The sequence below is a fragment of the Streptomyces xanthophaeus genome (genome assembly GCF_030440515.1).
GTDB classification, from domain to species: Bacteria; Actinomycetota; Actinomycetes; order Streptomycetales; family Streptomycetaceae; genus Streptomyces; species Streptomyces kutzneri.
On the sequence record NZ_CP076543.1, the window covers coordinates 5240154 to 5262005 of the forward strand.

At 70.9% G+C, this 21852-nt stretch carries 20 protein-coding genes; 5 read left to right on the forward strand and 15 right to left on the reverse strand.

Annotated elements, in window-relative coordinates:
• Positions 1 to 6 precede the first annotated feature (6 nt).
• The gene (locus tag KO717_RS23315) at positions 7 to 282 is read right to left on the reverse strand and encodes a hypothetical protein (protein WP_030008735.1); all 276 of its coding nucleotides are present in this window, start codon (positions 280 to 282) and stop codon (positions 7 to 9) included.
• A gap of 172 nt (positions 283 to 454) precedes the next feature.
• Here KO717_RS23315 and KO717_RS23320 point away from each other — a divergent pair, with 172 nt between their 5' ends.
• A complete protein-coding gene (locus KO717_RS23320) occupies positions 455 to 2047 on the forward strand; it encodes a beta-N-acetylhexosaminidase (protein WP_301370960.1) in 1593 nt (530 codons plus the stop codon).
• 16 nt (positions 2048 to 2063) lie between these two features.
• Here the strand turns inward: KO717_RS23320 and KO717_RS23325 are convergent, their stop codons facing one another.
• The 7 genes from KO717_RS23325 to KO717_RS23355 form a co-directional block, all read right to left on the reverse strand.
• A complete protein-coding gene (locus KO717_RS23325; protein ID WP_301370962.1) occupies positions 2064 to 2612 on the reverse strand; it encodes a hypothetical protein in 549 nt (182 codons plus the stop codon).
• Between the two features lie 167 nt (positions 2613 to 2779).
• Positions 2780 to 4561 (reverse strand): IucA/IucC family protein, encoded by a 1782-nt coding sequence (locus KO717_RS23330; protein WP_301370964.1) that lies wholly within the window; start codon positions 4559 to 4561, stop codon positions 2780 to 2782.
• Complete coding sequence (locus KO717_RS23335; protein WP_301370965.1) at positions 4558 to 5142, reverse strand: GNAT family N-acetyltransferase; 585 nt, start codon at positions 5140 to 5142, stop codon at positions 4558 to 4560. Before KO717_RS23335 ends, KO717_RS23330 begins: the two co-directional genes overlap by 4 nt.
• Positions 5142 to 6467: a lysine N(6)-hydroxylase/L-ornithine N(5)-oxygenase family protein gene (locus KO717_RS23340; protein WP_437184561.1), complete on the reverse strand. Its 1326-nt coding sequence runs from the start codon at positions 6465 to 6467 to the stop codon at positions 5142 to 5144. Before KO717_RS23340 ends, KO717_RS23335 begins: the two co-directional genes overlap by 1 nt.
• Positions 6424 to 7917 carry a pyridoxal phosphate-dependent decarboxylase family protein gene (locus KO717_RS23345; RefSeq protein ID WP_301370969.1) on the reverse strand — a complete coding sequence of 498 codons (1494 nt, stop codon included), beginning with the start codon at positions 7915 to 7917 and terminating at the stop codon, positions 6424 to 6426. Before KO717_RS23345 ends, KO717_RS23340 begins: the two co-directional genes overlap by 44 nt.
• 150 nt (positions 7918 to 8067) lie before the next feature.
• On the reverse strand, positions 8068 to 8979 hold the full coding sequence (locus KO717_RS23350) for a siderophore-interacting protein (RefSeq protein WP_301370971.1): 912 nt from the start codon (positions 8977 to 8979) through the stop codon (positions 8068 to 8070).
• Positions 8980 to 9045: 66 nt separating this feature from the next.
• On the reverse strand, positions 9046 to 10083 hold the full coding sequence (locus tag KO717_RS23355; protein WP_301370973.1) for an ABC transporter substrate-binding protein: 1038 nt from the start codon (positions 10081 to 10083) through the stop codon (positions 9046 to 9048).
• Positions 10084 to 10300: 217 nt separating this feature from the next.
• Here KO717_RS23355 and KO717_RS23360 point away from each other — a divergent pair, with 217 nt between their 5' ends.
• On the forward strand, positions 10301 to 10621 hold the full coding sequence (locus KO717_RS23360; protein WP_301370975.1) for a hypothetical protein: 321 nt from the start codon (positions 10301 to 10303) through the stop codon (positions 10619 to 10621).
• 67 nt (positions 10622 to 10688) lie between these two features.
• Here KO717_RS23360 and KO717_RS23365 read toward each other — a convergent pair whose 3' ends face one another.
• From KO717_RS23365 to KO717_RS23380, 4 genes are read right to left on the reverse strand one after another with little or no spacing between them, the layout of a single operon-like run.
• Positions 10689 to 11849: an acyl-CoA dehydrogenase family protein gene (locus KO717_RS23365; RefSeq protein ID WP_150257525.1), complete on the reverse strand. Its 1161-nt coding sequence runs from the start codon at positions 11847 to 11849 to the stop codon at positions 10689 to 10691.
• A gap of 7 nt (positions 11850 to 11856) precedes the next feature.
• Positions 11857 to 12774, reverse strand: a complete 918-nt coding sequence (locus KO717_RS23370) for a hydroxymethylglutaryl-CoA lyase (RefSeq protein ID WP_301374695.1) — start codon at positions 12772 to 12774, stop codon at positions 11857 to 11859.
• 11 nt (positions 12775 to 12785) lie between these two features.
• Positions 12786 to 14828, reverse strand: a complete 2043-nt coding sequence (locus KO717_RS23375) for an acetyl-CoA carboxylase biotin carboxylase subunit (RefSeq protein ID WP_301370978.1) — start codon at positions 14826 to 14828, stop codon at positions 12786 to 12788.
• A 16-nt stretch (positions 14829 to 14844) separates the two neighbouring features.
• Positions 14845 to 16461: a carboxyl transferase domain-containing protein gene (locus KO717_RS23380; RefSeq protein WP_030388537.1), complete on the reverse strand. Its 1617-nt coding sequence runs from the start codon at positions 16459 to 16461 to the stop codon at positions 14845 to 14847.
• Between the two features lie 111 nt (positions 16462 to 16572).
• Here KO717_RS23380 and KO717_RS23385 point away from each other — a divergent pair, with 111 nt between their 5' ends.
• Together KO717_RS23385 and KO717_RS23390 are read left to right on the forward strand one after the other, a co-directional pair.
• The gene (locus KO717_RS23385) at positions 16573 to 17151 is read left to right on the forward strand and encodes an SACE_7040 family transcriptional regulator (RefSeq protein WP_301370981.1); all 579 of its coding nucleotides are present in this window, start codon (positions 16573 to 16575) and stop codon (positions 17149 to 17151) included.
• A 56-nt stretch (positions 17152 to 17207) separates the two neighbouring features.
• Positions 17208 to 18020, forward strand: coding sequence for a phosphatase (locus KO717_RS23390; protein ID WP_301370983.1), 813 nt, complete (start codon positions 17208 to 17210; stop codon positions 18018 to 18020).
• Positions 18021 to 18103: 83 nt separating this feature from the next.
• Here KO717_RS23390 and KO717_RS23395 read toward each other — a convergent pair whose 3' ends face one another.
• On the reverse strand, positions 18104 to 18571 hold the full coding sequence (locus KO717_RS23395) for a hypothetical protein (RefSeq protein WP_301370985.1): 468 nt from the start codon (positions 18569 to 18571) through the stop codon (positions 18104 to 18106).
• A 121-nt stretch (positions 18572 to 18692) separates the two neighbouring features.
• On the opposite strand from KO717_RS23395, the gene KO717_RS23400 reads away from it, so the two are divergent.
• Positions 18693 to 19538: a DUF4253 domain-containing protein gene (locus tag KO717_RS23400; RefSeq protein WP_301370987.1), complete on the forward strand. Its 846-nt coding sequence runs from the start codon at positions 18693 to 18695 to the stop codon at positions 19536 to 19538.
• 15 nt (positions 19539 to 19553) lie between these two features.
• On the opposite strand, the gene tesB is transcribed toward KO717_RS23400, so the two are convergent.
• Both tesB and KO717_RS23410 read right to left on the reverse strand, forming a co-directional pair.
• Entirely contained in the window at positions 19554 to 20432 is an 879-nt protein-coding gene (gene tesB / locus KO717_RS23405; protein WP_030716081.1) for an acyl-CoA thioesterase II, read from the reverse strand.
• Between the two features lie 26 nt (positions 20433 to 20458).
• Positions 20459 to 21616 (reverse strand): acyl-CoA dehydrogenase family protein, encoded by a 1158-nt coding sequence (locus KO717_RS23410; protein ID WP_301370989.1) that lies wholly within the window; start codon positions 21614 to 21616, stop codon positions 20459 to 20461.
• Between the last annotated feature and the right edge of the window lie 236 nt (positions 21617 to 21852).

The following is a 21852-nucleotide window of genomic DNA, read 5'->3' on the forward strand; positions in this document are numbered from 1 at the left end:
GCCGGCTCAGCCGTAGACGATGCGGCGCAACTGCCGGAGCGAGAGCTCCGGCGGCGCCACGGCGCGGTGCGGCAGTTCGGCCGCGATCCGCTCGAAGATCTCCGCGTTCACCGCTCCGCCGGACTGCAGTTCCCGGTGGCGGCGGCGGACGAATTCCTCGGTCGTCTCGTCGAAGTAGGCGAGCACGTCCAGTACCACCCGGGCTGCCTCACCGCGCTGCAGCGCGGTGCTGCGCACCAGGTGGTCGACGAGGTCGTCATGCGACGGGCGGCGATCGAGCACTCGTAGATATTGGCGGCTGGCGGCGATGAACGCAAAGATCCTGCCCGATTTCGGGCAGGATCTCTCTGGTCTGGACCAGTGGGGCGCTCGGTGTGCCCTCCTTCGGATGATTTCCGCCCGTCCTGGATTCACTCACCGGACGGGACGGCCCGCTTGGCCTATACCTGTGCGCATGAGAGTCCTGCGACGCACGCTCGGCGCCCTCCTCGCCTTCGCCGCGGCCCCGGCCCTGGTCACGGCCTGCACCTCCGCGCACGGTGACGACGCCAGACCCGGGGACGACCCGCCGGTGGCCCTCGCCCCCTTCGAACGGCTGCTGCCCGCGCCCGTCTCCGCGCACGCCGAAGGTCCCGGGTACTCCTTCGGCGCGGGCACGGTCATCCGTACCGGCCGGGGCCCGGACGAGGAGGTCCGCCGGGTGGGCGAGCTCCTCGCCGAGCAGCTGCGCGGCCCGAGCGGGCTGCCGCTGCCGGTGGTCGACGGGGCGCAGGAGGACGGGATCCGGCTCAGGATCGACCGGGGCGCGCAGGGGGTGGGCGACGAGGGGTACCGGCTGGAGTCCGGCCCGACCGGGGTCACCCTCACCGCGCGGACCCCGGCCGGCCTCTTCCACGCGGGGCAGACGCTGCGCCAGCTGCTGCCGGCGGCGGGTCCGGGCACGGTGCCGGGCGGCACGGTCACCGACCGGCCGCGCTTCGCGTACCGGGGGGCCATGGTCGACATCGCGCGCCACCACTTCTCGGTGGACCAGGTGAAGAGGTACGTCGACCAGCTCGCCCAGTACAAGGTCAACACCCTGCACCTGCACCTGACCGACGACCAGGGATGGCGTCTCGCGATCGACTCCTGGCCGCGGCTGGCGGAGTACGGGGGCGGCAGCGAGGTCGGTGGCGGACCGGGCGGTCACTGGACGAAGGACGAGTACCGGGAGCTGGTGGCCTACGCGGGGCAGCGGTACGTGGACGTGGTCCCCGAGATCGACATGCCGGGGCACGTGAACGCGGCGCTCGCCTCCTACGCCGAGCTGAACTGCGACGGGAAGGCCCCGGAGCGGTACACCGGCGTCAAGGTGGGCTTCAGCTCACTGTGCGTGGCCAAGGAGCGGACGTACGAGTTCATCGACGAGGTCCTCGGTGAGCTGGCGGAGCTGACCCCGGGCCGCTACCTGCACATCGGCGGCGACGAGGCGCACGCGACGCCGGCGGCGGACTACGCGGCCTTCATGGACCGGGCGCAGGCGGTGGTGGGGCGGTACGGGAAGACGGTGGTGGCCTGGCACCAGCTGGCGGCGGCCCGCCCGGCCCCGGGCGCGGTGCTCCAGTACTGGGGCCACGACAAGACCGCGGCCGCGGACAAGGCGGCCGTGGTGGCGGCGGCGAAGGCGGGTCACCCGCTGATCCTGTCGCCGGCGGACCGGCTGTACCTGGACATGAAGTACGACCCGGCGACGAAGCCGGGCCTGGCCTGGGCAGGGTACGTCCCGGTGCGGCGCGCCTATTCCTGGGATCCGGGGGCGTATCTGGCCGGGGTCCCCGAGTCGGCGGTGCTGGGCGTGGAGGCCCCGCTGTGGACGGAGACGGTCGCGACGCGCGGCGACTGGGAGCTGATGGCCTTCCCGCGGGTGCTGGGCCTGGCCGAACTGGGCTGGTCGCCGGCGGCCGCGCTCGACTGGACGTCCTACAGCCGCCGCCTGGCCGCTCAGGCGCCCCGGCTGGAAGCGCAGGGCATCGGCTTCTTCCGGGCGCCGGACGTCCCCTGGCAGTGACCGGTGGGGGAGGGGGTCAGGGCGAGCAGGAGGTCTTGGCCCCGTCGGCCTCCGAGCCCACCGTTATCTCGAATCCGGCCCCCGTGGCGAACTCCGCGGCTGTCTCGGGACCGTAGAACTCGGTGAGGAAGCGGGTGGGCGGGAAGGAGAGGGCGAGCACCTTGGCCTGCCCGTCCTCGCCCTTCGTGAAGCACGATCCCCACGTTCCCTGACCGCGCACCGGTTCGGGCTCGAACCGCCAGCCGTCGGCCTCGGCGGCCTTGCGGTAGTGGTCGAGGACCTCTTGGCGGGTGCCCGGATACGTGTAGAGGCGCCCGGCGGACAGCCAGGCGTCTCCGCTGTCGTCCGCGCACTCGGAGGAGACGCCGTCGAAGCTGCGGGGGGCGCTCGCGCCGGGCGGCGGGGAGGAGAGCAGGGGCAGCGACTCCAGTTCCTTCATCCGGGCTTCGGTCCCCTCGCAGGTCTTGAACGGGGACAGGAAGGAACAGCCGGACAGCCCCCCGGCCACGAACACGGCCGACAGGAGCAGGGCGGCCGTACGGCCAGGGCGGATCCGGAACGGCATGCGGGCTCCCACGCAGATTCGGGCCGCGCGCTCCGGCCACGGGAGCGGACACACGAAAGCGTGACCGCGAAGAGGGCCATTGTGCTTCGCGGTCACGCCGTCGGGATCTCGGGGTGGGGCGGGGGAGGCAGCGAGGGACCGTATCGATGCCTCCCCCGCCCCGTGTGTCACCGCCGGGCGAAGGCTGCGACGGGGTTCTGGAGGCTGCCGATCAGCTGGAGGGCCGCCGCCGGGTCGGCGAGGTCGACCATCTGCTTGTTGTTGCGCAGCTGGAGACGGTTCAGACAGGACAGCTGGAACTCCTGGGCGAACAGGTCGTACCGCTCGAAGCGCTCCGCGAGCTGCGGCATCGACTCCTGGTACGCGTGGCCGCAGTCCGCGACCGCCTGCCAGAAGGTGTCCTCCTCGCAGATGCCCTCGTCCGCGAGGATCGCGCCGAGGAAGCGGAAGAAGCAGTCGAAGACGTCGGTGAAGATCGACAGGAGCTTCATGTCCTCGGGGATGTCCGCCCGGACCCGCTCGACCGCGGGCGGCAGCACCGCGTCCGCGTCCATGACGACGATCTCCTCGGCGATGTCCTTGAAGATCGCACGCTTCACCAGGCCGCCCTCGATGACGAGGATGGTGTTCTCGCCGTGCGGCATGTACGCGAGGTCGTACTGGTAGAAGCAGTGCAGCAGCGGCACCAGGTAGGCGCGCAGGTAGTGGCGCAGCCACTCGGCCGGGGGCAGACCCGACTCCGCGATCAGCGCGCCGACGAAGGACTTGCCCTCGGCGTCCACGTGCAGGAGCGAGGCCATGGTGGCGAGGCGCTCGTCGCCCTCGATCCGGTTGACCGGGGACTCGCGCCACAGCGCGGCCAGCATCTTGCGGTACGGGGAGTACCGGTCGGTGGCGCGCTCGTACTGGCGGTGGTGGTAGCCGATCGCCGCGCGCTCGCGGATGATCGAGAAGTCCACCGACTTCAGGACCTCGTCGCCCTCGATCAGCTGGTGCAGCCAGTCGTTGATGGCCGGGGTGGCCTCCATGTAGGCGGCCGACAGTCCTCGCATGAAGCCCATGTTCAGGACCGAGATGGCGGTCTTGACGTAGTGCTTGTGCGGCGCGCTCCGGTTGAAGAACGTGCGGATCGACTGCTGCGCGAGGTACGCGTCCGGGCCCTCGCCCAGCAGCACCAGGCGGCGATTGGCGATCTCGGCCGCGAAGGTGACCGTGGTCTTGTTCCACCACTGCCAGGGGTGCACGGGGAAGAGGTGGAAGTCGGCCAGGTCCAGGCCCAGCGCGGTCATCCGCTCCGCGAAGACGCCGATGGTCTCGTCGCCGAGCTCCTCGCGCATGAAGGAGTCGTGGTCCAGGCCGGCGCCCGCCGTGAAGGTGGAGACGTCCTTGCGGGCGGCGACCCATACGAGGTGGACGGGGCTGGCGGTCTCCGGGGCGTACGAGAGGTACTCGTGCACGCCGAAGCCGAGCCGGCCGTTGTTCGCGACGAAGCAGGGGTGGCCCTCGGTCATGCCCGTCTCGATGTCCTGGAAGGAGGACTTCGCGAGGACGTCGGAGGAGACCTGCGGCTTCGTGTACTTGTAGCCGCTGCCGGCCAGGGTGGAGGAGATCTCCTCCAGGTAGACGGGCAGCACCTCGGGGCTCAGGCCCAGGGACTCGCGCAGCTCGATGTGGAAGTCGAGGGCGTCCAGCTCCAGCTCGGCGCCGTCCCGGTGGCGGGTGATGGAGGCCTCGTCGACCGACCAGTGGTCGAGGGCGTGCAGGACGGCCTTGAAGCGGTACTCGACGGTGGAGTCGTCGCTGCGGACCGAGTACCAGGAGTCCCCGAGGGATTCCGGGGTCAGGAGGCGCTCGTGGGAGAACTCCGCGAGGCCCTTGCGGACCAGGGCGCGGTTGGCGCGGGCCCACAGCTCGGGGGAGAGGTGCGCGACGGCGTCGGCGAGGCTCATATGGAGACCCCCTGGGCGGCCGTGGCGGCCTCGAACCGGGCGCGGGTGCAGAAGCTCAGCAGGGCTTCCTTCTCCGGCTTGGTGACCTGGCGCTCCGGCACGAAGCCGACGGCCTCGTTCAGGGCGTGCACGGCGGTGTTGGCGACGTCCGGCTCGACGACGACGCGCTCGGTCGCCGGGTCGGCGAAGATCGCGGCCATCACCGTGGTGATGACGGCGCGGGTGAAGCCGTGCAGCGGGGTGTCGCTCGGGGCGACGAGGAAGTGCATGCCGACATCGCCGGGCAGGGCGTCGTAGAGGCCGACGAGCTCCAGCTCGGACGGGTCGTAGGTCTCCATGAGGAAGGCGGGACGGCCCTCGTGCAGGCCGATGAAGGCCTGGTGGTGCTCGTGGGCGGCGATCCGCATGTACTCGCGCTCGACGTCCGGCAGGGACGCGTCCTGCATCATCCAGAACGAGGCCTTCGGGTGGGTGACCCAGCCGTGGAGCAGCTCCGCGTCGGCGAAGGGGTCCAGGGGGCGCACGGCGAAGGAGCCGAGTTCCGTGTCGGTGCGGGAGAAGAGGAGTTCGGTGGTGCTCATCACAGGGTGCCTTCCGGGGCGGCGAACTGCTGGAACGCGATGGACTTCTCGACCTTGTAGTGCTCGCGGCCGAGGAGCTCACCGACGATGTACGCGTTCCGGTACGCCGCCATGCCCAGGTCGGGCGAGGTGAGGGAGTGGTTGTGGGTGGTGCCGTTCTGCAGGTAGACCCCGCGGCCCGTGGTGTCGATGCTGTAGTTGCGGGCGGCGTCGAGACGGCCGTGCCCGTCGAAGTTCAGCCGGTCGCGCACCGGGTTCAGGAACTCCGGGAACGTGTACTTGTAGCCGGTGGCCAGCACCAGGCCCTCGGAGGCGAGGGAGAAGTCCCGCTCCTGCTCCTCCTGGCGCAGCCCCAGCGTGTACGTGCCCGTGGTGGTGTCGTACGCGGTGCTGTTCAGGGAGGTGTTGGTCAGCAGGGTGGTCGGGACCTGGCCCGGCATGCTGATCTTCTTCTGGTAGAGCAGGTCGAAGATGGCGTTGATCAGGTCGCCGTCGATGCCCTTGAAGAGGTTCTTCTGCTGGGTCTCCAGCCGGTACCGGGTGTCCTCGGGGAGCGCGTGGAAGTAGTCCACGTACTCGGGGGAGGTCATCTCCAGGGTCAGCTTGGTGTACTCCAGCGGGAAGAACCGCGGAGAGCGGGTGACCCAGTTGAGCTGGTAGCCGTGGACGTCGATCTCGGCGAGGAGGTCGTAGTAGATCTCGGCCGCGCTCTGGCCGGAGCCGATGAGGGTGATCGACTTCTTCTTCTGCAGCTCCGCCTTGTTCTGCATGTAGGCGGAGTTGTGCAGGAAGTCGCCGCCCAGGCCCTCGCAGGACTGCGGGACGTGCGGCGGGGTGCCGGTGCCCAGGACCAGGCGGGGGGCCCGGTGGGTCTCGCCCTTGTCCGTGTGGACCTCGTACAGCCCGGCCTGCTCGTCGTAGGTGACCTCGGTGACCGAGGTGGACCACCGGACGTTGTCGAGGCGGTCGGCGGCCCAGCGGCAGTAGTCGTTGTACTCGGCCCGCAGCGGGTAGAAGTTCTCCCGGATGTAGAAGGAGTACAGCCGGTCCTTGTCCTTCAGGTAGTTCAGGAAGGAGAAGGGCGAGGTCGGGTCGGCGAGCGTGACCAGGTCCGACATGAAGGGCGTCTGCAGGTGGGCGCCGTCCAGGAACATCCCTGCGTGCCACTCGAAGTGCGGCTTCGACTCGATGAAGAGACCGTCGATCTCGTCGAGCGGGGCGGTCAGGCAGGCGAGTCCGAGGTTGAACGGACCGACGCCGATGCCGATGAAGTCGTGGGTCTCAGCGGTGGAGGGCAAGGGATTCTCCCAGGAACTGCTCGGCATGTGCGGCGAGAAGGTCGAGGACGGCAGCGATGTCGGCCGTCGTGGTCTGCGGGTTGAGGAGGGTGAACTTCAGGTACTGCTTCCCGTCCACCTTGGTGCCGGCGACGACGGCCTCACCGGAGGCGAACAGGGCCTTGCGGGCGTGCAGGTTGGCCTCGTCGACCAGGTCGCCGCGGACGTCCTCGCCCTGCGGGACGTAGCGGAAGACGAGGGTGGAGATCTGCGGCTTGACGACGACCTCGAAGCGCGGGTCGGCGTCGATGATGTCCCAGCCGGCCGCGGCCAGGTCGATGACCTCGTCGAAGAGCGAGCCGATGCCGTCGGCACCCATGACGCGCAGGGTCACCCAGAGCTTGAGCGCGTCGAACCGGCGCGTGGTCTGGATGGACTTGTCGACCTGGTTGGGGATGCGCTCCTCGGCCATGCGGCGCGGGTTGAGGTAGTCCGCGTGGTACGTGGCGTGCTTGAGGGTGTCGCGGTCGCGCACCAGCATGGCGCTGGAGCTGACCGGCTGGAAGAACGACTTGTGGTAGTCGACCGTGACCGAGTCGGCGTGCTCGATGCCGTCGAGGAGGTGACGGCGGGTCGGGGACGCCAGCAGTCCGCAGCCGTAGGCGGCGTCCACGTGCATCCACGCGGAGTGCTCACCGGCCAGGCGGGCGATCTCGGGGAGCGGGTCGATGGACCCGAAGTCGGTGGTGCCGGCGGTGGCGACGACGGCCATCGGGAAGAGGCCTTCGGAGGCGCACTCCTCCAGTTCCAGGGCGAGCACCGCGGTGTCCATCCGGCGGTTGCGGTCGACCGGGACGGAGATGACGGCCTCGTAGCCGAGTCCGAGCATGGCGGCCGACTTCTGGACGCTGAAGTGGCTGGCCTCGGAGGTGAAGATGCGCAGCTTCGGCAGGAGTTCGGCCTTGGTGAGCTCGCGTCCCTCGTCGAGGGCCTTCTTCATGACGAGGCGGCAGGCCTCGTCACGGGCCAGGAGCAGCGCGTGGAAGTTGGACTGGCTGCCGCCGGAGGTGAAGATGCCGTCCGCGGCGGGGCCGAGGCCGATGCGCCGGGTGGTCCAGTCGATGAGGCGGCGCTCGATGAGCGTGCCGCCGATGGACTGGTCCCAGGTGTCCAGCGAGGAGTTGACGGCCGAGAGGATCGCCTCGCCGAGCACGGCGGGGATGACGACCGGGCAGTTGAGGTGACCCAGGTAGCGCGGGTGGTGGAAGTACACCGCGTCGCGCAGGTAGACGTCCTCCAGCTCGTCCAGGACGGCGGCCGCGTCTTCCAGCGGCTTGTCCAGGTCGATCCCGTCGATGACCGGGGCGAGTTCGTCGACGGATATACCGGTGTGGGGCCGCTGCGTGGTCGCGAGTTTGGCGGCGACGCGGTCGACGCCCTCGGTGACGGAGCGCCGGTAGAGGTCCGCGGTCGTCTCGTTCAGCAGATGCGAACGCATCAACTTTCCTCCGGGCAGGGGGTGGAGAGGGGGTGAGGTGTGGCGTGTGTGAATTAGGTTAGCCTAACCTTAGTATTTCGCCAAACGCAGATGGGCCCTGGCTGGAAAGCCAGGGCCCATCGCAACTGCTCTGTGGAGTAAGGAAACTGACTACAGCTCGGACGCCGGGTCCTCGCTCGGAGCCTTGCCCGCGTACGCCTCGGCGAGGAGCTGCTCCTCGCTCGCGCCGAGCCGCCAGTAGCCGGTGAAACGCACGGCGCGGCGGTCGACGGATCGTTCCTGCACGAAGTGCCGGCGGACCGCGCGGATCGTGCCCGCCTCGCCCGCCAGCCAGGCGTACGGGGCGACGGCTGCGGGCCCGTCAGCGGCGGGTCCGGTCGCGCGCAGCGCGCTCAGCACCTGCTCCGTCCGCTCCCGGCCGTCGCTCTCGCGCACGATCCAGGTGATGTCCGCGTCGGCGGGAGCCCGGAGGTCGATCCGGTCGTCCTCGTGCGGGACCTCGAACCAGGCCCTGACCCGGGTCCCGGCCGGCAGCCGGTCCAGGATCGCGGCCGCGGCCGGCAGGGCGGTCTCGTCCGCGTACATCCAGATCACGTCGGTGTCGGCGGGCGGCTGGAAGCGTACGGACTTGTTCTCCGCGACGGCCGGACCGATCGCCAGGATCCGGCGGCCGGCCACGGCCTGCCCGGCCCAGCGGGACGCCGGGCCGGTGTCCCCGTGGAGGACGAAGTCGATGTCGACCTCGTCCGCCCCCTCGGGCGTATGGCGCTGCTCGCGCACGGTGTAGGAGCGCATCACCGGCCGCTCCTCGTCCGGCATCCCGCGCCAGGCGGTGAACCAGGTGTCCTCGTCCGTGGACGGGAGCACCGTGTGCTCCTGGCCGGCCGCGGGCAGGAAGAGCGACAGGCTCTGGTCGAAGCCGCCCGAGCGGAAGCCCGCGAGGGCCTCCCCGCCGAACGTGACCCGCAGGAACGAGTGGCCCAGGCGGCGCGTGCGGAGCACTTCGAGCTCGAAGAAGCGGAAGTGCGCGACGGCCGGGGCGTCGGATGCGGTGGCGGTCATGCGGAGAGGTCCCCCCTGGGAGTCGGTACGGCCTGACCGGCGCCCGGGGTCACCGGGCGCCGGGGGTCAGCTGACCTTCTTGGCGTTCTGGATGGACTTCGCGAGGTCTTCCAGGATCTGCGCGCACTTGTCGTACGAGAAGATCGGCTCGGTCACACGCGGGACGACCTGACCGGCCTTGACGGCGGGCAGCTCGTTCCAGGTCGGCTTGGCCTTCAGCTGCTCGGGCTGCAGGGTGCCGGTGCGGTTGTCGAGCAGGATGACGTCGGCCTTGTACTTGCCGGCGTTCTCCCAGCTGAGGCTCTCGAAGAAGCCGCCCTCGTCCAGCTTCTCGGGGGTGACGAACTCGACGCCGAGCTGCTTGAAGTACTTCAGGTCGGCCGCGGTGTCCGGGGTGGACGCGTAGAACAGGGCGTCGGCACCGGAGCCCACGAGCACCTTGACGCCCGGGTTGGCCTTGGTGGCCTCGCGCACCTTCGCGGTGGCGGCCTCGAAGCGGGCCTTGGAGTCCACGGTCTTCTTGGAGTTCAGGTCCGCGCCGAGGGACTTGGCGAGGTCCGCGGTGCGCTCCAGCGCCTTGTCGAGGGTGACGTCGCCGCCCACCTTGACCGCGGCGGCCGGGGCGAGCGCGAGGATCTTGTCCTTGGAGGCCTCGGGCAGGTACCAGTAGGTGCCGTCCCAGCTGTTGGTGACCAGCAGGTCGGGCTGCAGGGCCGCGTACTTCTCGACGTTGAACTCGTCGTAGACGTTGCCGAGGATCTCGACCTTGGAGATGTCCAGCGAGCCGGCCTGGACGTCGGCCTTGCCGTCGGCGGTCTTGGTCGGGCCGAACACGCCCTTGACCGGGACGCCGTAGTCGTAGAGCGCGGCGGCGGTGCCGGTGAAGGCGACGATGTTCTTCGGCTTGGCCTTGGTGGTGACGTCCTTGCCGAGGTCGTCCTTGAAGGTCCAGGAGCCGGAAGCCGCGGCGCCGTTGTCCTTGCCGCCGTCACCCTTCGCCGAGTCGGTGCCACCGCACGCGGCGAGGACCGCTACGAGGCCGAGGGCGCCACCGGCCGCGACGAAGCCGCGACGGGTGAAGGAGGAGGTTCGGGACTTGGGCATGTCGATGTCCGCTTTCGTGCGTGCAGGGGCGGCAGCTGGGCCGTTCGGTGAGAAGGTTAGCCTAACCTAAGGCTTTGTCCAGCGGTGGGCCAAGATCCGATCGTGAGTTGGATCACCCTCGCCGAAGCCCGCGCCGGCCGGCCGCCATCCCCATCACCCGCCGCTGGAGCGGCCGTTCACCCGCATCGCGCCGATCATGAACATGAATACTGGGCACATGAGAAGGCAATGGTGGACAACCGCGGCAGCGAACCTGGTGATGGGGGTTCCCGGCGTCGTGCCCGTCTGGCTCCTTTGGTACATCGCCGTCAACGGGCCGCTCGCCGAACTCGGCTGGACCGTCCGGGAACCCACGGAGAACGACGGCATGCTGCTCTGGCTGGTGATCGTGGTTCCGGTCGTGGCCGCGTTCGTGCTGCTGTGGTGGCTCGCCAACGACTTCCTGCGACGGTGGAACACGGCGGCGGCCCGGGTCTACTGGCCGGTGTGCGCCCTGGTGACCCTGGTCCCCACGGTCACGCTCATGTCCCTCTCGTGACCGCCTCCGGACATGCCGATGTCCGGCGCGGGCACGGGGCCCACGCCGGACGTCGTCACCGGGTGCCTCAGCCGGCGAAGCCCAGCTCGCGCGCGATCAGCATGCGCTGCACCTCGCTCGTGCCCTCGCCGATCTCCAGGATCTTGGAGTCCCGCCACATGCGGGCCACCGGGTACTCGTTCATGAAGCCGTAGCCGCCGTGGATCTGCGTCGCCTCGCGCGCGTTGTCGACGGCGACCGTCGAGGAGTACAGCTTCGCGATCGCCGCCTCCTTCTTGAACGGCTCCCCGGCCACCAGCCGCGACGCCGCGTCACGCCACCCGATGCGGGCCATGTGCGCGCGCATCTCCATGTCGGCCAGCTTGAACTGGATGGCCTGGTTGTCGCCGATCGCCTTGCCGAAGGCGTGCCGCTCCTTGGCGTACTTCACCGACTCGTCCACACAGCCCTGCGCGAGACCGGTCGCGAGCGCGGAGATGGCGATCCGGCCCTCGTCGAGGATCCGCAGGAACTGCGCGTAGCCGCGGCCCTCCTGGCCCACCAGGTTGGCCAGGGGGACCCGTACGCCGTCGAAGGACAGCTCACGGGTGTCCGAGGAGTTCCAGCCCACCTTGGAGTACGGCGCGGCCACCGTGAAGCCCGGGGTGCCGGACGGGACGATGATCGAGGAGATCTCCGGGCGGCCGTCCGCCTTGCGGCCCGTCACGGCGGTGACGGTGACCAGACCGGTGATGTCCGTACCGGAGTTGGTGATGAAGCACTTCGAGCCGTTGATGACCCACTCGTCGCCGTCCTTGACGGCGGTGGTGCGGGTGCCGCCCGCGTCGGAGCCCGCACCGGGCTCCGTCAGGCCGAACGCGCCGAGGATCTCGCCGGAGCACATCTTCGGCAGCCACTGCTGCTTCTGCTCCTCGGAGCCGAAGAGGTAGATCGGCATGGCGCCGAGGGAGACGCCGGCCTCCAGGGTGATCGCGACCGAGGAGTCGACGCGGGCCAGCTCCTCCAGGGCGATACCGAGGGCGAGGTAGTCCCCGCCCATGCCGCCGTACTCCTCCGGGAAGGGCAGGCCGAACAGGCCCATGCGGCCCATCTCGGCGACGATCTCGTACGGGAACTCGTGCCGCTCGTACAGGTCGCCGATCTTCGGCGCGACCACGTCGTGCGCGAACGCCTCGACGGTGCGGCGGAGTTCCTCGTGCTCAGGGGTGAGCCGGTGGTCGAGGGACATGGTGTGACTACTCCTTGTGGGAGAGGGCGCGGACGGTACGGGAGGGGCTGGGGCGTCCCAGCTGTTCGGCCATCCACACGCTCGTGGCGGTGAGGGCGGCCAGATCGACCCCGGTTTCGATGCCGAGGCCGTCGAGCATCCACACCAGGTCCTCGGTCGCGAGGTTGCCGGTGGCGCTCTTCGCGTACGGGCATCCGCCGAGGCCGCCCGCGGAGGCGTCGACGGTGGTCACGCCGTGCTGGAGCGCGGCGAGGGTGTTGGACAGGGCCTGGCCGTAGGTGTCGTGGAAGTGCACGCCGATCCGGTCGGTCGTGACTCCGGCCTCGTTCAGCGCGGCGAGCAGGGCCTGGACATGGCCCGGGGTGGCCACGCCGATCGTGTCGCCGAGGCTCAGCTCGTCACAGCCGAGGTCCAGCAGGGCCTTGGCGACGGAGACGACCTGGTGCACCGGGACCGGGCCCTCCCAGGGGTCGCCGAAGCACATCGAGAGATAGCCGCGGACGTGCGCGTCGCCCTCCTTGGCCCGGGCCACGACGGGCTCGAACATGGCGAGGGACTCGGCGACGGTGCGGTTGAGGTTGCGGGACGCGAAGGTCTCGGTGGCCGAGCCGAACACCGCGATACGGGTGGCCCCGAGGGCGAGCGCGCGGTCGAGGCCGCGCTCGTTGGGGACGAGGACGGGCAGATGCGCGTCGATGCCGGCGAGCTGCGGGAACAGCTGCTCCGCGTCGGCCAGTTGGGGCACCCACTTGGGGTGCACGAAGCTGGTGGCCTCGATGGTCGTCAGCCCGGCCGCGGCCAGGCGGTGGATGAACTCCGCCTTCACCTCGGTGGGTACGGCGCTCTTCTCGTTCTGCAGCCCGTCACGCGCGCCGACCTCGTGGATCCGGACCCGGGCCGGGAGGCCGGGGGCCGGGACGGTCATGGGCAGCCTGTTCACGCGGCCCCCTCCTCGTCCTCGTCGGGGGTGACCACGGCCAGGATCTGGTCCATGGCGACCGTGCTCCCGGGCGTCACGTCCAGCTCGGTGACGGTGCCGGCGTGCGGGGCGGAGATGACGTGCTCCATCTTCATGGCCTCGACGACGAGCAGGCTCTGCCCGGCCGCGACCTTGTCACCGACGGCCACCTTGACGACGGTGACGGTGCCGGGCATGGGGGCGGCGAGGGTGTCGGCCCCTGCGCTTGCCGCGCCTTGAGCGGATACGGGGTCGTGGTGCTGGACGTGCCAGGAGTCGGCGTCGCGGCCGAGCCAGGTCCCCTCCGGGGAGGTGGCGTGGCTGAACCGGTGCGTGACGCCGTCGAGTTCGACGGTGACGGTGTCGGTGGTGCGGCTGATGATGCGGCCGCGGGTCGGTGCGCCGGGGCTCTGCCCCGGACCCCACGCCTCGATCGCCGGCGAGGCTGGAAGGGCGAACTCGGTGTCGGAGCCGGAAGGCCGGGTACGGACCTCCACCGGGTCCTGGCCGGGCAGGCGGAAGTGGTGCACCGTCCAGGCGGGGGTGCCGCCCAGGCGCCAGCCGCTGGCGGCGTCGAAGGGGTCGACCCATCCCTCCTGCTGCGGCTTCGCCGGGGGCTGCGCCAGCAGGGCTGCCGTGGCGTACACCTCGTCCGGCACCCCCTCCGGGAGGAGCGACGGCAGGTCCCGCTCCACCAGCCCGGTGTCCAGGTCGCCCGAGACCACGTCCGGGTGGGCCAGCAGCCTCCGGAGGAACCCGGCGTTGGTCTGGACGCCCAGGATCACCGTGTCCGCCAGTGCCGCCCGCAGCATCCGCAGGGCCGTCGGGCGGTCCGGGCCGTGGACGATGACCTTCGACAACATCGGGTCGTACGTGGAGCCCACCGGCACGCCCGCGGTCAGCCCGGAGTCGGTGCGCACCGCACCGCCCGAGGGCTCGGACAGGGCCAGCACGGTGCCGCCGGACGGCAGGAACCCGCGCGCCGGGTCCTCCGCGCAGACGCGGGCCTCGATGGCGTGCCCCGTCAGCGTCACCTCGGACTGCGTGAAGCCGAGGGGCGTGCCCGCGGCGACGCGCAGCTGCTGCTCCACCAGGTCCAGCCCGGTGATCAGCTCCGTCACCGGGTGCTCGACCTGGAGGCGGGTGTTCATCTCCATGAAGTAGTACGAGGAGGGGTCGCCGCCCGGCACGATGAACTCCACCGTGCCCGCGCCGACGTACCCGCAGGAGCGGGCCGCGTCGACCGCCGCCGCGCCCATCGCCGCACGGGTCTTCTCGTCGAGCAGGACCGAGGGGGCCTCCTCGATCACCTTCTGGTGCCGGCGCTGCAGCGAGCACTCGCGCTCGCCCAGGTGCACCACGTTCCCGTGGGCGTCCGCCAGCACCTGGATCTCGATGTGCCGCGGCCGGTCCACCCACCGCTCGACCAGCAGGGTGTCGTCGCCGAAGGACGACCGCGCCTCGCGGCGGGCCGCCGCGATCTCCTCGGCCAGCACCGCCTCGTCGCGTACCAGCCGCATGCCCTTGCCGCCGCCGCCCGCCGAGGGCTTGAGCAGCACCGGCATGCCGATCTCCGCCGCGGCGGAGACCAGTTCGGCATCGGTCAGGCCGCTGCCCGAGGAGCCGGGGACCACGGGCACGCCCGCCGCCTTCACGGTCTCCTTGGCGCGGATCTTGTCGCCCATCAGGTTGATGGCGCTCGCCGGCGGCCCGATGAAGGCGAGGCCGGCGTCGGCGCAGGCCTGCGCGAAGGCCGCGTTCTCGGCGAGGAAGCCGTAGCCGGGGTGGACGGCCTCGGCGCCCGTCCGCTTCGCGGCATCCAGCAGCCGCTCCACCGACAGGTAGCTCTCGGCGGCCGCGGCCGGGCCGATCCGGACGGCCGTGTCGGCCTCCCGGACATGGCGGGCGTCCGCGTCGGCGTCGCTGAAGACGGCCACGGAGCGGATGCCGAGCTGCCGCAGGGTGCGGATGACCCGGACCGCGATCTCGCCCCGGTTCGCCACCAGAACAGTGCTGAACATCAGTGAGGTCCTCACGTCACATACGGAAGATGCCGAAGCCCGAGTCGCCCAGCGGGGCGTTCGCGCACGCGGTCAGGGCCAGTCCCAGCACCTGCCGGGTTTCCATCGGGTCGATGACCCCGTCGTCCCACAGCCGCGCGGTGGCGTAGTAGGCGTTGCCCTGCTCCTCGTACTGCGCGCGGACCGGGGCCTTGAAGGCCTCCTCGTCCTCGGCGGGCCATTCCTGGCCCGCGCCCTCGATCTGGTCGCGCTTGACCGTCGCGAGCACCGAGGCCGCCTGCTCCCCGCCCATGACCGAGATCTTGGCGTTGGGCCACATCCACAGGAAGCGGGGCGAGTACGCCCGGCCGCACATCGAGTAGTTGCCGGCGCCGTACGAGCCGCCGACCACCACCGTCAGCTTCGGCACCCGGGTGCAGGCCACCGCCGTCACCATCTTGGCGCCGTGCTTGGCGATGCCGCCGGCCTCGTAGTCCTTGCCGACCATGAAGCCGGAGATGTTCTGGAGGAAGAGGAGCGGGATGCCGCGCTGGTCGCACAGCTCGATGAAGTGCGCGCCCTTCTGCGCGGACTCGGCGAACAGAATGCCGTTGTTGGCGATGATGCCGACCGGGTGTCCGTGGATCCGGGCGAAGCCGGTGACCAGCGTCTGGCCGAACTCGGACTTGAACTCCTGGAAGCGGGAGCCGTCCACGATGCGGGCGATGATCTCGCGGGCGTCGTACGGGGTGCGCGAGTCGACCGGGACCGCGCCGTACAGCCCGTACGGGTCGACCTTGGGCTCTTCCGGAGCCTCGACCGACCAGGGCAGGGCCCCGCGCTCGGGCAGGGTCGCCACGATGTTCCGTACGATCCGCAGCGCGTGCGCGTCGTCCTCCGCGAGGTGGTCGGTCACGCCGGAGATCCGGGAGTGGACCTCACCGCCGCCGAGCTCCTCGGCCGTGACCACCTCACCGGTGGCGGCCTTCACCAGCGGCGGGCCGCCGAGGAAGATCGTGCCCTGGTTGCGGACGATGACGGCCTCGTCACTCATGGCCGGCACGTACGCCCCGCCGGCCGTGCACGAGCCGAGGACGGCGGCGATCTGCGGGATGCCGGCCCCGGACATGCGGGCCTGGTTGTAGAAGATGCGGCCGAAGTGCTCCCGGTCGGGGAAGACCTCGTCCTGCATGGGGAGGAAGGCGCCGCCGGAGTCGACCAGGTAGAGGCAGGGGAGACGGTTCTCCAGGGCCACCTCCTGGGCGCGCAGGTGCTTCTTGACGGTCATCGGGTAGTACGTGCCGCCCTTGACGGTGGCGTCGTTCGCGACGATCACGCACTCGCGGCCGCTGACCCGGCCGATGCCGGCGATGACCCCGGCGGCGGGGGCCGCGCCCCCGTACATGCCCTCGGCGGCCAGCGGGGCCAGCTCCAGGAAGGGTGACCCCGGGTCGAGGAGGGTGTCCACGCGGTCGCGCGGGAGGAGCTTCCCGCGGGCGGTGTGGCGGGCGCGGGCCTTCTCGCCGCCGCCGAGCCGGGCCGCGTCGAGCCGGGCGCGGAGGCCCTCGGTCAGCTCGCGGTGGGCGGCCTCGTTGGTCCGCCAGGCCTCGGACGCCGGGTCCGCGGCGCTCGTCAGCACTGGTGCCTGCTGCATCGGTCGAGCTCCCTTGCTCGTTCCACTTGCTCGGTGCACGCTGTTAGTGAGCGTTAACGTGTATGGGCTCAGGTTAACGACCGCTAACGGCCCTGTCTAGAATGGTTTCCCATGAGCACCAGAGCGGCCGCACCCACCCGTCGCGAGCAGATCCTCAGTGAGGCCGCTCGTCTCTTCGCCGCGCGTGGATTCCACGGCGTGGGCGTCGACGAGATAGGGGCCGCGGTGGGCATCAGCGGCCCCGGCCTGTACCGGCACTTCGCGGGCAAGGACGCCATGCTCGCCGAACTGCTCGTCGGCATCAGCGAGCGGCTGCTGACCGGCGGCCGGCACCGTGTGGCGGAGGCGGCGGGCGAACCGGCCCGGGTGCTCTCCTCCCTCATCGACGGCCACATCGACTTCGCGCTCGACGACCGGGCGCTGATCACCCTGCACGACCGCGAGCTCGACCGGCTCCGGGACGCCGACCGCAAGCTCGTACGGCAGCTGCAGCGCCAGTACGTGGAGCTGTGGGTGGAGGTCGTACGGGAACTGCACCCGGAGGTCGTCGAGGCGGAGGTACGGGTCGCCGTGCACGCGGTCTTCGGCCTGCTCAACTCCACCCCGCACCTGGCGGCCTTGGGACGCGAGGCGGTGGAATCGCTGCTGCGGCGCCTCGCGCACGGTGCGTTCGGGGCGCTGTCGGCATGACCCGCGGCGTCCGCCGACCGGAATGGACGCGCCGCCTCCGCCCCGGCGGCGGCAGAATGGCCCGTATGCCGAAGCCGATAGAGACGCCCGTTCCCACCCGCGCCGAACTCATCGACCACCTGGTCCGGACCCGGATCGCGGGGCAGGTCGCCACGCCGCGCGACAACAACCTGAGCCACTACCGGAAGCTCGCCAACGGTGACCGGCACTACTGGCTCGGCCTGGAACTGGGTGACCGCTGGACCGACGAGCAGGACGTGCTCGCGGTGATGGCGGAGCGGTGCGGCGTCGTGGACGACCCCGAGGTCCGCTTCGGCCAGGACACCATCGACCCCGAACTGACGGTGGCCGGCCTGGACCGGCTGGCGGCGCGGCTGCGCAAGGCGGCGCTCGACCGGCAGAGCGTGCTCTTCGCCACCGGCCACCCGGGCGGCCTCCTGGACGTCCACCGGGTGACGGCGGCGGCCCTGCGGGCGGCGGGCTGCGAGATCGTCGTCATCCCGCAGGGCCTGGTGGCGGACGAGGGCTCGGTGTGGCAGTTCGCCGACGTCGCGGTCCTGGAGCGGGGCGCGACGCTGTGGCACACCCACTCGCCGGAGCCGATGGCCGCGATCCTGGACGGCCTCGCGGCCGAGAACCGCCCGCTGCCGGACCTGGTCGTGGCCGACCACGGCTGGGCGGGCTGCGCGGCCCAGCGCGGCCTGGACGCGGTGGGCTACGCGGACTGCAACGACCCGGCCCTGTTCATCGGCGAGGCGGAGGGCACCCTCCAGGTGACGATCCCCCTGGACGACCACGTCCGCGACCCGCGCTTCTACGACCCGATGGTCGCCTACTTCCTGGACGCGGCGGGCCTGCTGGGCGCGTAGCGCGGCGGACGCGGAGAAGCCCCGACCGGCGGTTCCGGCCGGGGCCCGGTCCGGCTGGGTGGACCGGGCGCCGACCGCGTGGTTCAGCCCTGCTGCGCGGCCGGGCGTACGTAACTCACTTCGGGCGGGTCTTGGGGGAGGAACCCCTTCGTGCCGTCCTCCTGCGAGAAGACCACGAGGTAGACCTTGCACGGCTTGCCGGTGGCGGGTCCCTGATAGTCGAACCTGATCCCCGGCCTCTCGTCGGGGTAGGTGTCGAAGACCCATGCCGCCGGCCCGGTGTACGAACGACCCGCCGCATCGGTGGACTGCCCGCAGTCCTGTCCGGGCCGTGTCACCCCTTCCAGGTCCGCGGAACCGTCGGCCCGAACCGTCAGACGACCGCCGTCCGAGCCCTGCCAGGTCCCCTCCACATCGGTGGCCGCGAGCGGGGACTCACGGTCCTCGCCGAGGTCTGCCAGGAATGCGACCGGCAAGGCGACCAGCAAGGCCAGGACGAGCCCTGCCCCGCCCATGAACCACCAGAGGGGCCGTCGGGGGCGGTTGCTCATCGAGTGCTCCTTCTTGTATGCGCCTTCGCCGGAGCGCGTCGGTGTGACCGGCAACGGGGGCTCCACGGGGCCTGTTCGACCTGTCGCACCGGTTGTCAGTGGTGGTCGTTACGGTCGCCGTATGCCGAAGCCCGCGAAGACGTACAACCCGCTGTCCGTACTGGCCGACGATACCCAAGGCCGGTCCCTCGGGCTGGAGTTGCCGCCCGGTGCGCTCATCGACAGGCCCGGCCGGCGGGGGTGGTGGAAGGAGCCCCGGCCGTTGCTGTGGGTGTCCGACGAAGCCGTGGGGGTCGGGGCGCTCGCCGCTCACCGCACTCCCGCGCTCGCGGCCGCCGGGCTGCAGGCCGTGCTGCTCCAGGGGCGGCGCGGGCTGGAACGGTGGTGGGAGGACCGGGAGTTCTCGCCGGAGCGGATGTCCGACCCCGACGACCACCACGTCGAGCCGGTGCTGCGCGAGTTCTGGGGCGCGGTGGTGCCCGACACCGAGGAGGGGGAGGAAGGGGAGGAGCTCATCGCTCCCTTCGGCCGGGACTGGCCCGGGCTCGCGCAGTCGGAGGACGGGCCGGATCCGGAGGAGGTCGCCTGCGGGCTCGCGGACGCGCTGATCGCGAGCGGTTTCCTGCCGAGCCCGCGGCTCGCGCTGGTCCCCGCGGGCCGCGGGGCCGACGTACCGACCGAGATGGGCTGGTGCGGCCCGACCAACCACGAGAACGACACCGCCCTGATCAGCGCGGTCCTGCGCTCCTGGGAGGACCGCTTCGGCGCCCGCGTCGTCGCCCTCGGCTTCGACGAGCTCCACATGTCCGTGGCGGCCCCGCCGCGTACGGTCGCCCGCGCGCTCCCCGTCGCGGCGGAGCACTTCGCCTTCTCGCCCGACAACATCTGGCAGGGCTCCGGCAGCATCCGCGCCTACGCCGGCGAGGCCGTCACCGGCAGCAACCACTGGGGCTTCTGGTGGGACTGAGCAGCCGGGCGGACGTCACGCACGCGGGACGCGTACGACACCCTCCTGGATGACCGTCACGGCCAGCCGGCCGTCCTGCGTCCAGATGCGGGCCTGGCCGAGGCCCCGGCCGGCGGCCGCCGAGGGCGACTCCTGGTCGTACAGCAGCCACTCGTCCGCGCGGAAGGGCCGGTGGAACCACATCGCGTGGTCCAGCGAGGCACCGACCACGTCGCCCACCGCCCAGCCGCCCCGTCCGTGCGCGAGCAGGACCGAGTCCAGCAGGGTCATGTCGGAGACGTAGGTGGCGAGGCAGGTGTGCAGCAGCGGATCGGCGCTGTCCAGCTTGCCGGCCGTACGGAACCACACCTGCGAGCGCGGCTCCACCGGCTCGCCGACGCTGCCCCAGGGCGGGGTCGTCGCGTAGCGCAGGTCCACCGCCTCCCGCGTCTCGATCAGCCGCTCCACCGTGCCGGGGTCGCGGAAGATCTCGCGGTACGCGGGCAGCGACTCGGCCGCGGTGGGCAGGGACTCCGGGTCCGGGGCGGACGGCATGGCGACCTGGTGGTCGAGGCCGTCCTCGTACGTCTGGAAGGACGCGGAGAGGTGGAAGATCGGCTGGCCGTGCTGGACGGCGACGACCCGGCGCGTGGTGAAGGAGCGCCCGTCGCGGATCCGGTCCACCGAGTAGACGATGGGCGCGGAGGTGTCCCCGGTGCGCAGGAAGTAGGAGTGCAGCGAGTGCGCGATGCGGTCCGCGGGGACGGTCCGGCCGGCCGCGACCAGAGCCTGGGCCGCGACCTGACCGCCGAAGACGCGCGGTACCAGCGAAGGACGGCTGGTACCGCGGAAGATGTTCTCCTCGATCTGCTCCAGGTCGAGCAGATCGAGGAGCGTCGTCAGTGCGTCGTTCATGGGGGAAGGGTAGGTGCCCGAATCCCTTACAGGCCCATGGACTTGGCGATGATGGACTTCATGATCTCGCTGGTGCCGCCGTAGATGCGGTTCACGCGGTTGTCGGCGTACAGGCGGGCGATCGGGTACTCGTTCATGTAGCCGTAGCCGCCGTGCAGCTGGAGGCAGCGGTCGATCACGCGGTGCGCGACCTCGGTGCAGAACAGCTTCGCGGAGGCGGCCTCGGCGGGCGTCAGCTCGCCGGCGTCCAGGGCCTCCAGGGCGCGGTCGGCGACGGCCTGCGCGGCGTCCACCTCGGCCTGGCAGGCGGCCAGCTCGAACTTGGTGTTCTGGAAGTGCGCGACGGGCTTGCCGAAGACGGTGCGCTCCGTGACGTACTGCTGGGCGAACCGGACGGCCGCGGCGGCCTGGGCGTACGCGCCGAAGGCGATGCCCCAGCGCTCGGAGGCCAGGTTGTGGCCGAGGTAGTAGAAGCCCTTGCCCTCCTCGCCGAGCAGGTCCTCGACCGGGACCTTCACGTCGACGAACGCCAGCTCGGCGGTGTCGGAGGTCTTCAGGCCCAGCTTGTCGAGCTTGCGGCCGATGGAGTAGCCCTCGGACTTGGTGTCCACGGCGAAGAGGGAGATGCCGAAGCGGCGGTCGTCCTCGCTCGGGGCGGAGGTGCGGGCGCAGACGATCACGCGGTCGGCGTGGACGCCACCGGTGATGAAGGTCTTGGAGCCGTTGAGGACGTAGTGGGTGCCGTCCTCGGAGAGCTTGGCGGTGGTCTTCATGCCCGCGACGTCGGAGCCGGTGCCCGGCTCGGTCATCGCCAGTGCCCACATCTCCTCGCCGGAGACGAACTTCGGCAGGAAGCGCTTCTTCTGCTCGGTGTCGGCCAGCATCTTGATGTAGGGGAGGGCGAGCAGCACGTGCACGCCGGAGCCGCCGAAGTTGACGCCCGCGCGCGAGGTCTCTTCGTAGAGGACGGCCTCGAACTTGTGGGTGTCCAGGCCCGCGCCGCCGAACTCCTCGGGCACGTTGATCCCAAAGACGCCCAGCTCGCCGAGCTTGTAGTAGAAGTCGCGCGGCGCCTGACCGGCTGCGAACCACTCGTCGTAGACCGGGACGACCTCGGCCTCGATGAAGGCGCGGATGGTCTCGCGGAATGCCTCGTGGTCCTCGTTGAAAACGGTACGGCGCACAGCCGGCTCCCTTCGGTCGCGGCGGTCCGCCGCCATGCCTAAGCGCTTGCTCAGGCTAAGTTACCGGCCAGTCAAACTGGCTGTCCAGAGTGGAGGCGCAGCAGAAAGCGTGGGGTGGCTCACCCCGGCCGTCCCGGCGCGACCCCGAGGGTGACCCCGGGGGTGCCCCCGGAGGTGTTCCGGGCAGCGGTCCCGGCGGCGGTCCCGGCGGAGGGGGTTCGTCCGCGCCGCGGTGG

Coding starts and splice junctions, on each gene's coding strand:
- KO717_RS23320 (WP_301370960.1), top strand. CDS start 455: ATGAGAGTCCTGCGACGCACGCTCGGCGCCCTCCTCGCCTTCGCCGCG.
- KO717_RS23325 (WP_301370962.1), bottom strand. CDS start 2,612: ATGCCGTTCCGGATCCGCCCTGGCCGTACGGCCGCCCTGCTCCTGTCG.
- KO717_RS23330 (WP_301370964.1), bottom strand. CDS start 4,561: ATGAGCCTCGCCGACGCCGTCGCGCACCTCTCCCCCGAGCTGTGGGCC.
- KO717_RS23335 (WP_301370965.1), bottom strand. CDS start 5,142: ATGAGCACCACCGAACTCCTCTTCTCCCGCACCGACACGGAACTCGGC.
- KO717_RS23340 (WP_437184561.1), bottom strand. CDS start 6,467: ATGCCGAGCAGTTCCTGGGAGAATCCCTTGCCCTCCACCGCTGAGACC.
- KO717_RS23345 (WP_301370969.1), bottom strand. CDS start 7,917: ATGCGTTCGCATCTGCTGAACGAGACGACCGCGGACCTCTACCGGCGC.
- KO717_RS23350 (WP_301370971.1), bottom strand. CDS start 8,979: ATGACCGCCACCGCATCCGACGCCCCGGCCGTCGCGCACTTCCGCTTC.
- KO717_RS23355 (WP_301370973.1), bottom strand. CDS start 10,083: ATGCCCAAGTCCCGAACCTCCTCCTTCACCCGTCGCGGCTTCGTCGCG.
- KO717_RS23360 (WP_301370975.1), top strand. CDS start 10,301: ATGAGAAGGCAATGGTGGACAACCGCGGCAGCGAACCTGGTGATGGGG.
- KO717_RS23365 (WP_150257525.1), bottom strand. CDS start 11,849: ATGTCCCTCGACCACCGGCTCACCCCTGAGCACGAGGAACTCCGCCGC.
- KO717_RS23370 (WP_301374695.1), bottom strand. CDS start 12,774: ATGACCGTCCCGGCCCCCGGCCTCCCGGCCCGGGTCCGGATCCACGAG.
- KO717_RS23375 (WP_301370978.1), bottom strand. CDS start 14,828: ATGTTCAGCACTGTTCTGGTGGCGAACCGGGGCGAGATCGCGGTCCGG.
- KO717_RS23380 (WP_030388537.1), bottom strand. CDS start 16,461: ATGCAGCAGGCACCAGTGCTGACGAGCGCCGCGGACCCGGCGTCCGAG.
- KO717_RS23385 (WP_301370981.1), top strand. CDS start 16,573: ATGAGCACCAGAGCGGCCGCACCCACCCGTCGCGAGCAGATCCTCAGT.
- KO717_RS23390 (WP_301370983.1), top strand. CDS start 17,208: ATGGCCCGTATGCCGAAGCCGATAGAGACGCCCGTTCCCACCCGCGCC.
- KO717_RS23395 (WP_301370985.1), bottom strand. CDS start 18,571: ATGAGCAACCGCCCCCGACGGCCCCTCTGGTGGTTCATGGGCGGGGCA.
- KO717_RS23400 (WP_301370987.1), top strand. CDS start 18,693: ATGCCGAAGCCCGCGAAGACGTACAACCCGCTGTCCGTACTGGCCGAC.
- tesB (WP_030716081.1), bottom strand. CDS start 20,432: ATGAACGACGCACTGACGACGCTCCTCGATCTGCTCGACCTGGAGCAG.